Genomic DNA, 13731 nt, shown 5'->3' with positions numbered 1-13731 from the left:
GACTCCTTAAGATTTCTGTACGAGCACGCAAATGTCATGCGCGGCTCCACTCCATACGGTTAATGGCCCCTCATGCTCTGATGGCCCAAAAGGAGGAATCGCCTCCCACTCTCCCGCAGGTAAGTGCATGTCACAGGGTTGGTCAGTGGCGTTAATCACCACCAGCCAGCGCTGAGACAGCAAGATTTGCAGCTGTTTCTGACGACCCTGCTCCCAAGCGGCATCACTCAACTCTTGCCCCTGACTATCCAGCCACTGCACATTGCCATCACCCTCCTGCCACCATGAATCTTTGATCAAGGCCGGAATTTGCTGGCGTAGCCGAATAAGCTCAGCGGTAAATGCCGTTAATGCTTTATCCGCACTGCCCCAATCGAGCCAGGTGAGGATGTTGTTTTGGCAATACGCATTATTATTACCTTGCTGGCTATGACCATGCTCATCACCGGCCAGCAACATCGGCGTTCCCTGCGACAGCAACAAGGTGGTGAGTAAAGCCCTCTGGCACGATTTACGCCGTTGCCAAATAGCCTCGTCAGCCACTAAACCTTCGCTGCCAAAATTATTGCTAAGATTGTTATCACTGCCATCACGGTTCTCTTCGCCATTGATCTCATTGTGCTTTTGGTTAAAACACAGCAAATCCTGCAAGGTGAAACCATCATGGGCGGTAATTTGATTGATGCTGGCGGAGGGCAAGCGCGCCCGCTGTTCGAACAGCGCGCTGGAGGCGGCAAAATGCTGGGCAAACAGCCCTAGTGGCAAGTCATCGCGCAACCAAAAACGGCGCATCGCGTCGCGATATTGGTCATTCCACTCGCTAAAACCGGTGGGGAACTGCCCCAATTGATAGCCACCCAAGCCGATATCCCAAGGCTCGGCAATCATCTTGCAGCCACTAAGCCGCTCATCGGCGGCTAATGCAGCAAACAGCGGCGCGTGGGGATCAAACGCCGGAGTACGGCCCAAAACCGTCCCTAAATCAAAACGAAAGCCATCAACGTGGCAGCTATCGACCCAATAGCGCAGACACTCCACCACCCACTGCGTCACATAAGGGTGATTGAGGCACAGCGCATTGCCGCAACCGGTCATGTTGTCGTACTCGCCTTCAGGGGTGAGCCAGTAGTAGCTGGCGTTGTCGATACCGCGTTGACACAGTGTGGGGCCGAAAACGTCTAACTCAGCGGTGTGGTTGAACACCACATCGAGAATCACCTCAATACCGGCGTTGTGTAGCGCTTTGACGGCATCTCGCAGCTCTTGTAGCGGAGAGACGCCCTCACGGCCCGAGGCATAATCAGGGTCTACGGCAAAGGGGGCCAGCACGTTGTAGCCCCAGTAATTACTCAGCCCCATTTTCTGTAGCCGCGGCTCATCGACGTGGAATTGCACCGGCAGCAGTTCCAACGTGGTAATCCCCAGCTTTTTCAAATAGTTAATCATAGCCGGATGGGCCAAACCGGCATAAGTCCCGCGCAGATCAGCAGGGATATCGGGATGCAGTCGGGTTAAGCCACGTACATGGGCTTCATAAATCACCGTATTGCCCCAAGGAATGATTGGAGACCTATCCCCCTGCCAGTCATATTCTTCATGCACCACAATACATTTAGGCACTGCGGCAGCACTCTCCCGCTCATCAGGTTGATTGACCCCACCACTTAAGCGCGGGTCATCAGCCACTTTATGATCTAAGGCGTGGGCGCAGGGGTCTATCAATAGTTTATGCGGATTAAAACGGTGGCCTCGCTGTGGATCAAATGGCCCGCTGACTCGATAACCGTAGCGCTGCCCCGGCCTCCCTCCGGGGAGATAACCATGCCAAATATCACCGGTGCGAGCGGGTAATGGGATGCGCAGCTCCTGATTATTATCATCAAATAGGCACAGCTCTACCTGTTCAGCATTAGCTGAAAACAGGGTGAAATTTATCCCCGCCCCATCAAAATGTGCGCCCATTGGGGTCGGGAAACCTTGAGTCAGATTGACCATCCTACCCCTCCCGCAACAGATAAATCGTCGACAGTGGTGGCAGGGTTAGCAGCAGTGAGTGCGCGTGGTTATGGCTACTCACATCATGGCTATGAATCCCACCCTGATTACCTATATTGCTGCCACGGTAAAATTCAGAGTCAGAATTCAGCACTTCGCGATAATGGCCACCCTGCGGAATGCCCACGCGGTAGTTATAGCGCGGCACCGGGGTGAAATTACTGATGGCAATCAATTCACCGCCGTTTGCATCGCGGCGCAGGAAGGCAAACACGGAGTTTTCATGGTCATCCACCACCAGCCATTCAAAACCTGCGGGTTGATAATCTAGCTCATAGAGTGGTGCATGTTGTTGATAGCAATGGTTTAGATCACGAACGAAGCGCTGCACCCCTGCATGCCAGCCGTTTTCATCATCCAGCAGATGCCAGTCCAAACTGGTATCGAAATTCCACTCGCGCCCCTGCGCAAACTCGCACCCCATAAACAGCAATTTTTTGCCGGGATGCGCCCACATAAAGGCGTAATAGGCGCGCAGGTTAGCAAATTTCTGCCATGCATCTCCCGGCATACGATCCAGCACAGAGCGCTTACCGTGCACCACCTCATCATGAGAAATAGGCAAGATGAAATTCTCGGTATAGGCATACAACATCCCGAAAGTCATCAAATTATGGTGGTATTTGCGGTGAACCGGATCGCACTGCATGTAATTGAGCGTATCGTGCATCCAGCCCATATTCCATTTGTAGTTAAAACCTAATCCACCGGCATCCGGCGGCAATGTCACCCCTGGGAAGTCCGTCGACTCCTCAGCCATGGTTACGCCTCCGGGGCGCTCAACACCAATGGTGTGATTGGTGTAGCGCAGGAAAGCAATCGCCTCCAGATTCTCCCGCCCGCCATAATAGTTAGGCACCCACTGCCCTTCGGCCCGGCTATAATCGCGGTAAATCATTGAGGCCACGGCATCAATGCGCAGTGCATCAATGCCAAAACGCTCCATCCAGTAAAATGCATTACCCGCCAGATAGTTACGGACTTCATTGCGGCCATAGTTATAAATCAGGGTATTCCAATCCTGATGATAGCCCTCACGCGGATCGGCATATTCATACAGCGAAGTGCCATCAAACTGGGCTAAGCCGTGTTCGTCGCTGGGGAAGTGACCGGGAACCCAATCCAGGATGACGTTAATCCCCGCCGCATGGAATTTGGCGACGAAATCTTTGAAATCCTGCGGTGTACCAAAGCGGCGGGTCGGGGCATACAGCCCTAATGGCTGATAACCCCAGCTGCCATCAAAAGGGTGCTCGTTTATCGGCAGCAGTTCGACATGGGTAAACCCCATATATTTGACATATTCGACCAGTTGATCGGCCAATTCGCCGTAACTGAGCCAAAAGTTATTATCAGTATGACGACGCCATGAACCAAGGTGCACTTCATAGATAGAGAGCGGTGAGCGCAAATCATTGGCTTTTTGCCGTCTGGCGGTATTGGGCACCACCTCAGGTAATGGACTGATTATCGACGCGGTTTCTGGGCGCATCTGTGCTTTAAACGCATAAGGGTCCGCTTTCAGCCGCATCTGATCATTACTGTCAATGATTTCAAATTTATACAGCTGCCCGACCTCTACACCGGGTAGGAATAGCTCCCAAATGCCATTTTCTCGGCGTAACCGCATCGGATGGCGGCGACCATCCCAAAAGTTAAACTCACCCACCACCGAGACCCGTTTGGCATTAGGTGCCCAAACCGCAAAGCTGACACCGGCCACGCCATCAAGAGTCATCAGATGCGCGCCCAATCGCTCATAAGGACGTAAATGAGTGCCCTCGGCTAACAGCCAACTATCAATATCCTGCAATAATGTGCCGAAACGGTAGGGATCTTCGATGATTTGTGGAGTTTCTTGCCAGGTCACGGCAAGCTGGTAACGAAACGGACTTTTACGGCGAGGAAGTTTGGCGATAAAAAAACCGCGTGGGTCTTCACGGGTCAGTTGAACAAGGTTGCGCCCAGTTTCCGTTTCGACCAACCAGACTTCTTTAGCATCTGGCAGCAGTGCGCAAATCTGTAACCCCTGCGCAGTTTGATGCATTCCCAATATGGAAAAAGGATCGGCATAGTGGCCGGAAATAATTTGATTAATCACCTGACGATCGGGAAGTACTGGCATGGCATTCTTCCTATGATTAATGACATGATATTTGGACAAATTCTGAACAATTCAATTCGAAAATGTCCTTTTCATCATGCAATCCATTTAATGTTTAAAGCGTGATTAAGGTCAATGATCAACCAATATGTTGATTTAATGTCCAAATACGTTTTTTCTCTAAGGTTAATGCGCAATCAACCGCGTTTTCTTACCCAAACTCTAAGCATAGTCAAAGGACGCTAAAAAAATTGGCGAATGCCTAATGAAATTTTTTCTCACGTCAATCAGGCATAAAAACGACGTTTACACTGCGTAGGAAGTGGGCCACTAACATAAAAATCCTAAGTCATGACATAAAAATAGCGGGGTCAGCATTCGTCCTAAGAAATAGTGGAAATAGGGAACTGGACTAATGTTTGGCGAGATAAGGTCTTTTTTTACTTAAAAAGGGTGGCAGTTAAAATTTTCCACACCAAAATGTGGGTATAATCGCGCCAAAAATAACCCATCCCAGACAATATTGTGGTCATCTAACATGGGCGTCAGCCAGGTCGAACTGATTTTTTCCCTTCTGCAACAGATGTGTGTCTATCTGGTTATTGCCTATCTGTTGAGTAAAACGCCGCTGTTTATCCCTTTAATGCAGGTGACTATCCGGTTGCCCCACAAACTGGTGTGCTACCTCACCTTCTCCATGTTTTGCATCATGGGCACCTACTTTGGCTTGCATATTGAGGACTCAATCGCCAATACCCGTGCCATTGGTGCGGTGTTGGGGGGTGTTCTGGGAGGGCCGTCGGTCGGGTTTCTGGTGGGGTTGACTGGCGGGTTACACCGCTACTCCATGGGCGGGATGACGGCCAGCGCCTGTATGCTATCCACCGTCGCCGAAGGGCTATTAGGCGGCTTGCTTCACAGCTATCTGATCCGTAAAAACCGCCTTGATCTGCTGTTCCAACCACTGGTAGTTGCTGGGGTGACACTGGTGGCTGAAGTCCTGCAAATGCTGATTATTCTGGCCGTTGCCCGCCCATTCAATGAGGCCGTCGAACTGGTCGAGAACATTGCCCTGCCGATGATGATCACCAATACCATTGGTGCTGCCATGTTTATGCGCATCTTATTGGATAGGCGAGCTATTTTCGAAAAATATACCACCGCATTTTCAGCCAAAGCCTTGCAAATAGCTGCGCGGGCGGAGGGGTTACTACGTCATGGTTTTGACCAGCAAAACAGTATGCGGGTGGCGCGTATTTTGTATGAGGAGCTGGGTGTTGGCGCAGTTGCCATCACTGACCGTGAGAAGCTGCTGGCTTTTATCGGCACCGGTTCTGACCATCATCAGGTCGGCAGTGCTATCACCTCAGACCACACCCACCGGGCGATTGAGCTGAATCAGGTGGTCTATGCCGATGGCAACGCGGTGCCCTATACCTGCTCCATCTCCCCCAGTTGCAAGCTTGGCTCCACACTGGTTATCCCCTTGCGGGGCGAAGAGCATCGGGTGATTGGCAGCATCAAGCTGTATGAGCCAAAAAGTAAATTGTTCTCCAGTATTAACCGCACACTGGGCGAAGGCATTGCTCACCTGCTATCGGCACAGATTCTGGCCGGTGAATTTGAACAGCAGAAACAACTACTGGCGCAATCCGAAATAAAATTGCTCCACGCGCAGGTCAATCCTCATTTTCTGTTTAATGCATTAAATACTTTGTCAGTGGTAATCCGCCGTAATCCAGACCATGCCCGCAAGCTGGTGCTCTCACTGTCGACATTCTTTCGCAAGAATCTTAAACGCAGCCACGATGTGGTGACGCTGAGTGATGAAATTGAACATGTGAAGGCGTATCTGGAAATAGAAAAGGCGCGCTTTGCTGATCGTCTGAGTGTTGAAATAGCATTGCCGGATGAATTAATGGAGGCCCGATTACCCGCATTCTCCCTGCAACCGGTGGTCGAAAATGCGATTAAGCACGGGACATCACAGATGTTCAGCCATGGGCGAATTACCTTGCACGGTAAACTGGATAACAGCGTACTTATATTGGCGGTGGAAGATAATGCCGGATTGTATCAACCGCGCCCTAATGGTGATGGCTTGGGGATGAATCTGGTCGATCGACGAATTAAAGTCCGCTATGGCAAGGAGTATGGCGTCACTGTTATTAGTGAGGTGGAAAAATTCACTCGGATTATTATTAAATTACCCTTTATTACGGCGAGTGAGTGACCTCTCCCACTCAAGCCAAGGTAATAACACGATCAACTGAAGCAATGGTTGATGAGCAGTGATCACTCGGGTTATTGCTGATAATAATCGGGTTGTTTTACCGTGCCTGGATTCAAAATATTATAATTCTGTGGTGGAATAATTATTTTGGGTGATGACTTAATCAAATAGATAACACATATTACTATTGCAATGAATGTGTAATAGATTTTTTTCATGGTGACATCCTATATCATAAACATCTTCTTCCCTATATTTCGAGATAATACCACCATATCTAATCACACATGATTTAAATATATATTCAATGCAAAAATCAAATGCCAGCTATACATTCATATTATCAATTAAGTTAAAAAAACCCTGACCATTGGATCAGGGCTTTTGGGTGATTTATTGCTATCCGATCACGCTGAACAACTGATTACAGCAAAATCCGCAGCATACGGCGCAGTGGTTCTGCCGCGCCCCATAGCAACTGGTCACCGACGGTAAAGGCGGAGAGATATTCCGGCCCCATATTCAGTTTACGCAGGCGGCCAACTGGGGTGTTCAGTGTACCGGTGACGGCCGCAGGGGTCAGTTCACGCATACTCAGCTCGCGGTCGTTCGGAATAACGCGAACCCAATCATTGTGTGTCGCTAGCAGTTGCTCGATTTCCGGCAATGGTACATCTTTTTTCAGTTTCAGGGTGAATGCCTGGCTATGACAGCGCAGTGCGCCGATGCGAACACACAGCCCATCAACCGGGATCACGCTGCCAGTATTCAGAATTTTATTTGTCTCAGCCTGGCCTTTCCACTCTTCGCGGCTCTGACCATTATCTAGCGCTTTGTCGATCCATGGGATCAAGCTGCCAGCCAGCGGCACACCAAAGTTATCCGTCGGCAAAGTACCACTGCGGGTGGCGGCGGTCACTTTACGTTCAATATCCAAAATGGCCGATGCAGGGTCCTGCAACTCTTTTGCCACCCCAGCATGCAACATACCCATTTGCGTCAGCAACTCGCGCATATGACGCGCGCCGCCGCCGGATGCCGCCTGGTAAGTGGCAACCGATGCCCACTCAACCAAATTATTCGCAAACAGCCCCCCCAGAGACATCAGCATCAGGCTGACAGTACAGTTACCACCAGCAAAAGTCTTGATGCCTTTATCCAGACCCTGCTTAATTACATCGTGGTTAACCGGGTCAAGAATGATGATCGCGTCATCTTGCATCCGCAGTGAAGAAGCCGCATCAATCCAATAACCCTGCCAGCCCGCTTTACGCAGCTTTGGATAAACTTCGTTGGTATAATCCCCCCCCTGGCAGGTGATAATAATATCCAATGCACTCAATGCATCAATATCAAAAGCATCTTGCAACGTGCCCTGCTGGCCGGTGAATGTCGGCGCAACCTGACCGTGTTGAGAGGTAGAGAAAAAGACCGGGCGGATACCGTCAAAGTCGCGTTCTTCAATCATGCGTTGCATGAGGACTGAGCCGACCATACCGCGCCAGCCGATAAAACCAACGTTTTTCATGTTTACTGTCCTGCCTTGGAGGGTGACACCGATTAATGGATAGCTCTCTTGTCATCTACACGTTGTATAGGGTATAGCAGACTGACTAAGATAGACGTCATACCACCTTACAAAATATGGACAAAGTGGCAAGTTAAATTATTCGATACCAGAATGATTCAAAGCAATCTTCCTAATATGTGACTTTGACTGGCTGGAAACGCCAGTCGTTTTGATTATTTTGAGGTAATAATGACAGAGATGATTGCAGCAACTGTATTGCTGTTTTTGATTATGGACCCACTAGGAAACTTACCGATTTTTATGTCGGTGCTCAAGCATCTGGAGCCGAAACGGCGGCGAGTGGTATTGATCCGCGAATTGCTAATCGCACTCGTATTGATGCTGATTTTCCTGTTTGCGGGTGAGAAGATTCTGGCGTTCCTGAATCTGCGAACCGAAACTGTGTCGATATCTGGCGGTATCATTTTGTTTTTAATCGCCATTAAGATGATTTTCCCTTCACCCGAAAGCAGTGTCACCGGGCTATCGGCTGGGGAGGAACCCTTCCTGGTGCCGCTGGCCATTCCCTTAGTCGCAGGCCCATCCATTTTGGCGACGCTGATGCTGTTATCGCATCAATATCCTAATCAACTCAGCCACTTGGTGCTGGCATTGATGATTGCCTGGGGTTTATCCGCTGCGATTTTATTGATGTCGAATCTGTTCCTGCGCTTGCTCGGGAATAAAGGGGTCAGTGCGCTGGAGCGGCTGATGGGGTTAATTTTGGTGATGCTATCGACGCAGATGTTTTTAGATGGCGTGCGGGCGTATTTGAGCAAATAAGCTCTACCCACCAATGTGATAACCAAAGCGGGGCGCACTGCCCGCTTTGAATTTTCAGCCGTTGACGGTGAGAGTGGTTCAGTTCCGCCCTTCCAATGCTGACACACAGCGCCGCACCACCTCATCAATATCTGCATCAATATCCACGCAAACCACATCCGGCTCCTCTGCACCTGGCTCTTCCAGTGCTTCAAACTGACTTTTCAGTAGGTCGGTTGGCATAAAGTGGCCGGACCGTGCTTTGAGCCGCTCCATGATGACGTCAAAACTGCCTTTTAGGTATAAAAATACCATTCCCTGATTACCCTCCCGCAGGCGATTGCGATAGCGGCGTTTCAGTGCTGAGCAGACAATAATGCCAGTTTCATTTTTATGGTTCAGGCTATAGGCCGCATCACTCAGGCGCTCCAGCCACGGCATACGATCCTCATCATTGAGAGGATGCCCACTGCCCATTTTCTGAATATTGGCGCGAGGATGCAGGTCGTCGCCATCAATAAATTTGGCATCAATTTGGCGGGCCACAGCTTCTCCCACCGTGGTTTTACCGCTGCCCGATACGCCCATCACGATAATGCTATGTCCTGCCATAATTTTGATCTCTATCTCAGAATGGGAATTTTACCGCTCTCTATGGTTCCGTACTTTACCATGTTACCGGTATCATGATACCGGTAACAAATGGCGGTGTGACTTTTATCACATAGAACTTTTATCACACCGAATAGAGCATCGTTATTAAACTCAATCGCACCATCACGCAGGCCAAAAAGGCTGAGTGTAAATAATAAAACAAGGGTCACCTTCCTTCCCCTACTACCTGTGAAGATGGCTAAAAACGATAACTAAAATAGATACCTATCTAACGTAAGTGGAGAAATACCATGCCATTAGTCATTGTTGCGGTTGGCGTTGCCATGCTGCTGTTACTGATGATCCGTTTCAAGCTCAACGGATTTATCTCCCTGATACTGGTCGCGCTGGCGGTAGGTGTCATGCAAGGGATGCCCGTCGATAAAGTGGTCAGCTCAATCAAAGCTGGGGTGGGCGGAACACTAGGCAGTCTGGCGCTGATTATGGGCTTCGGTGCCATGCTCGGCAAATTACTGGCCGACTGCGGCGGCGCTCAACGAATTGCGACCACCCTGATTGATAAATTCGGTAAGAAACACATTCAGTGGGCTGTGGTACTGACCGGTTTCACCGTGGGTTTTGCCCTGTTCTATGAAGTCGGCTTCGTATTGTTGCTGCCATTAGTATTCAGTATCGCAGCCTCAGCACGTATTCCGCTACTGTATGTAGGCGTGCCAATGGCCGCAGCACTATCAGTGACGCACGGTTTCCTGCCACCTCACCCAGGCCCCACCGCCATTGCCACCATTTTCCACGCCGATATGGGTAAAACCCTGCTGTACGGGACATTACTGGCCATCCCAACGGTGATTCTGGCCGGCCCGGTATTTGCGCGTTTTCTGAAAGGGATTGATAAGCCGGTTCCTGAGGGGCTGTATAACCCGAAAACCTTCACCGACGCAGAGATGCCGAGCTTTGGTGTCAGTGTCAGTACCGCGCTGGTTCCCGTCATTCTGATGGCGCTGCGGGCAGTGGCAGAGATGATTTTGCCAAAAGGCCACCCAATTCTCTCTTATGCAGAGTTCTTCGGTGACCCGGTCATCGCCACACTGATTGCTGTGCTGATCGCAATTTTCACCTTTGGCTTAAACCGTGGCCGCTCAATGGAATCAGTGATGGATACCGTCAGCGACTCCATTAAAATCATCGCGATGATGCTATTGGTGATTGGCGGGGGCGGAGCTTTCAAGCAGGTTTTAGTCGACAGCGGCGTTGACCATTACATTGCTGGCATGATGAATAGCAGCGGCTTATCACCAATTCTGATGGCATGGACCATTGCGGCAGTTCTGCGTATCGCGCTGGGTTCGGCGACAGTTGCGGCTATTACCGCAGGCGGTATCGTAGCACCTTTAATCGCCACCACCGGCGCCAGCCCTGAGCTAATGGTGATTGCCGTCGGTTCCGGCAGTGTAATTTTCTCTCACGTAAACGATCCGGGTTTCTGGCTATTCAAGGAGTACTTCAACCTGACCATCGTCGAAACCTTTAAATCGTGGTCGGTGCTGGAAACCATTATTTCAGTCTGTGGTCTGGTCGGTTGCCTGCTGTTGTCGATGGTGATCTAGGCAATAATAGCTTAGCAAATAGTGAGTTAAATACTGCCGCCGGGGAGGATGGTGAAACCTACGTCAACCATCTTGGGTGTGACCACCTCTCCGCGCAGCCGTGCCAACAAACGCTCGGCACCGATTTGCCCCATTCTTTCGCGCGGGGTCAGCACACTGGCGAGCTTCGGCACCATCGACTGCCCAATATCATGACCATGGAAACCGGCTATCGCCATATCACGGGGGATAGATAAACCCTGGCGCTGGCACTCAAATACCGCACCAATTGCCAAGTCATCATTGGTACAGAAAATACTGTCAATCTGCGGATAACTCGCCTGTGCCTCAATCAATAGCTCAGCCCCGGCGGAATAGGATGAGGATCGGCTGGTCATAACACTCATCGGCACCAGACCTGACTCACGCATCGCCTGCTCATAACCTTGCTGTTTAATCACCGTCCGCTCATCCTGACGCGCACCAAAATAGACCACGTATTGATGGCCTTTGGCGATAATTTGCTGCGTCATCTGTCTCGCGGCTTCAAAGTTATTAAACCCCACAGCCAAATCAATGCACGGAGAAGAACAATCCATCAGCTCAATAACAGGAATGCCCGCAACCTCAATCATTTTCAATGTGCGGGCAGTATGGTGGCGCTCGGAGAGAATCAGCCCATCAATATTATAGGAGAGTAGTGAGGTCAGCCGCTGCTCCTCACGCTCTTTCTGATAGCCATAATGTGCCAGCATGGTTTGGTAACCATGGGCATCCGTCACACTCTCAATACCGCGCAACACCTCGGCAAAAACCTGATTAGTTAATGACGGCAGCAACACACCAATGGCATGGCTGGTCGCGTTTGAAAGGATATCGGGGGCGCGGTTGGGGATATAGCCCAGTTCATCTAGTGCTAGCGCGATTTTTTCCTGCAAGAGTGCGGAAACCTGTTCTGGATTACGCAAATAGCGGCTGACAGTCATTTTAGTGACTCCCACCATATCAGCGACATCTTGTAGCACTGGCCTTTTTTTCTTCATTATCAATGAACTGAGGCAGAGTAAACGGGATGTCATTCTAGCAAAGAATAAGGGTATATACCCAAAGTAATTGGCGTTACCGCTAGGCAGCAAACGAGTAAATCGCGATGAGCTACATCAGTAAGTGATTCGGGTGACAAATCTGCTGGGAGCAGATTTGAACGCTGCTTGCAGCGGCCTCGCAGCCAAGGATGGGCCAAGTAGCGAGAGCCGCTAACAACGCTGTAGCGCCGATTAAAAAGGGTATAGCGCGATGCGCATACCCTTTATTAATTAGGCGAAAAACTTATACCGGTGGCAGATCAAACAGCAAGATCTCGCTATCTTCATCTGCATGAATAGACAGTGCTGTTTCATCCCAGATAGCGAATGCATCGCTGGTACTGGCATGGTGACCATTGATGGAGACTTTACCACGCACCACCTGTATCCAAATGCGGCGCTCTGCCTGAATCTGGTAAATTGACTGCTCTTCGCGCTTCAGTGCCCAGCGCCACAATGTCATATCCTGGAACACTTTCAGCGAACCATCACGGGCATCCGGTGACAGCACGAGCTGCCGCCCTTGTGGGATGTCGAACATCTGCTGCTCATAACGCGGCGCTAAACCTGTTTTATTTGGAATAATCCAAATCTGGTATAGGTGCAGTGGCTGGTCATCCCGACCATTATATTCTGAATGGCGGATACCAGTACCGGCGCTCATAATCTGGAACTCACCCGCATGAATTTGTTCTTTGTTACCCATGCTATCCTGGTGCTCTACAGTACCGGACAGCACATAAGTCAGGATTTCCATATCTTTATGTGGATGAGTGCCAAATCCCTGACCGGCGTCGATAACATCTTCGTTAATCACCCGCAGTGCTGAAAAACCCATAAATTCTGGATCGTAATAGTCGGCGAATGAGAAGGTATGCCAGCTGTCCAGCCAACCGTGATTAGCATGGCCACGCTCTTCTGCTTTGCGTAAAAAAATCATATTCAGTTCTCCTCAACGTTTTCTTTAGTCTAGATGTCGCGGGAGAATATGAAAGCGCAAAAAACTCACTCCTCTGTTCAAAAAATTCGACTGATTAGTCAGCTGAAACATAAATGATTTGAATTTGCAGTCATTAGAGGGAGGGGACGTCGAGATAACTTGAGCATGGTAGTTTGCAGGCTCATGATTCACAGAGCAAATAGCGAAAAACAGCAAAAAAAAAAGCCAGCACCCGGCTGGCTAAGTAAACACTGGAAGCAATGTGAGCAATGTCGTGCCTTCGTAATGAGAACACCTAAACTTTGGTGGCCTCATCTGAAAGCACGACAATGATAATCATTATCACTCTCACTTGTAAAGTGTTTTTTTTAGCCAATGGCAATATTATTTAACCGGGCCAGTAATCCGACTTTTTATCAAATTATTCAAACACTAAGAGTAAGGATATGCTTATGGAGAATGTGCAGATACGCCATGTCGAATCCACTGACTATCAAGCCTTGCAGCAGCTGTTTTCTCATCCACAGGTTTATCGTGACACGTTACAACTTCCCCTGCCGCCACAAGAGATGTGGGCTAAAAAGATCAAAGATATTCCGACAGGAGTTCATAATCTGGTGGCATGTATTGATGGGACAATTGTCGGGCAACTTACTGTTGATGCAAATCAACGGGCGCGCCGCCGCCATATCGCTACCTTCGGTATTGCTGTTGACGCGAATTTTTGCGGGCATTTCTTGATATTATGCGCCAAGCCATGCCGGGTCTGACCGGAACACAA

Annotated in this window: 9 protein-coding genes and 1 pseudogene; 4 read left to right on the top strand and 6 right to left on the bottom strand. The window is 49.7% G+C overall.

Translation table 11 applies throughout. The features are described 5' to 3' along the window. Positions 1 to 6 precede the first annotated feature (6 nt). Positions 7 to 1995, bottom strand: a complete 1989-nt coding sequence (glgX, locus tag FFE93_RS00630; protein ID WP_138774688.1) for a glycogen debranching protein GlgX — start codon at positions 1993 to 1995, stop codon at positions 7 to 9. 1 nt (position 1996) lies between these two features. Further along, positions 1997 to 4180: a 1,4-alpha-glucan branching protein GlgB gene (gene glgB / locus FFE93_RS00625; RefSeq protein WP_138774687.1), complete on the bottom strand. Its 2184-nt coding sequence runs from the start codon at positions 4178 to 4180 to the stop codon at positions 1997 to 1999. A 517-nt stretch (positions 4181 to 4697) separates the two neighbouring features. On the opposite strand from glgB, the gene FFE93_RS00620 reads away from it, so the two are divergent. Next, positions 4698 to 6392, top strand: a complete 1695-nt coding sequence (locus FFE93_RS00620) for a sensor histidine kinase (RefSeq protein WP_005273586.1) — start codon at positions 4698 to 4700, stop codon at positions 6390 to 6392. Positions 6393 to 6816: 424 nt separating this feature from the next. Here FFE93_RS00620 and asd read toward each other — a convergent pair whose 3' ends face one another. Continuing rightward, positions 6817 to 7920 carry an aspartate-semialdehyde dehydrogenase gene (asd, locus tag FFE93_RS00615; RefSeq protein WP_005273580.1) on the bottom strand — a complete coding sequence of 368 codons (1104 nt, stop codon included), beginning with the start codon at positions 7918 to 7920 and terminating at the stop codon, positions 6817 to 6819. A gap of 231 nt (positions 7921 to 8151) precedes the next feature. Between asd and FFE93_RS00610 the strand changes: the two genes are divergently transcribed. Beyond that, positions 8152 to 8745: a YhgN family NAAT transporter gene (locus FFE93_RS00610; RefSeq protein WP_005273576.1), complete on the top strand. Its 594-nt coding sequence runs from the start codon at positions 8152 to 8154 to the stop codon at positions 8743 to 8745. Positions 8746 to 8823: 78 nt separating this feature from the next. Here the strand turns inward: FFE93_RS00610 and FFE93_RS00605 are convergent, their stop codons facing one another. Next, a complete protein-coding gene (locus tag FFE93_RS00605; RefSeq protein ID WP_005273573.1) occupies positions 8824 to 9336 on the bottom strand; it encodes a gluconokinase in 513 nt (170 codons plus the stop codon). 293 nt (positions 9337 to 9629) lie between these two features. Here FFE93_RS00605 and gntT point away from each other — a divergent pair, with 293 nt between their 5' ends. Beyond that, on the top strand, positions 9630 to 10946 hold the full coding sequence (gene gntT, locus FFE93_RS00600) for a gluconate transporter (protein ID WP_005273570.1): 1317 nt from the start codon (positions 9630 to 9632) through the stop codon (positions 10944 to 10946). Positions 10947 to 10972: 26 nt separating this feature from the next. On the opposite strand, the gene gntR is transcribed toward gntT, so the two are convergent. After that, positions 10973 to 11968, bottom strand: coding sequence for a gluconate operon transcriptional repressor GntR (gene gntR, locus FFE93_RS00595; RefSeq protein ID WP_032897578.1), 996 nt, complete (start codon positions 11966 to 11968; stop codon positions 10973 to 10975). 286 nt (positions 11969 to 12254) lie between these two features. Continuing rightward, positions 12255 to 12950 (bottom strand): pirin family protein, encoded by a 696-nt coding sequence (locus FFE93_RS00590; protein WP_005273565.1) that lies wholly within the window; start codon positions 12948 to 12950, stop codon positions 12255 to 12257. Between the two features lie 452 nt (positions 12951 to 13402). Here FFE93_RS00590 and FFE93_RS00585 point away from each other — a divergent pair. Beyond that, positions 13403 to 13678 (top strand): annotated as a pseudogene (locus tag FFE93_RS00585) (GNAT family acetyltransferase); the annotation flags it as partial. Positions 13679 to 13731: the final 53 nt, after the last annotated feature.

This window comes from Yersinia sp. KBS0713 (assembly GCF_005937895.2).
Classification (GTDB): Bacteria; Pseudomonadota; Gammaproteobacteria; order Enterobacterales; family Enterobacteriaceae; genus Yersinia; species Yersinia bercovieri.
This window is presented reverse-complemented; position numbering and strand designations above follow the sequence as displayed.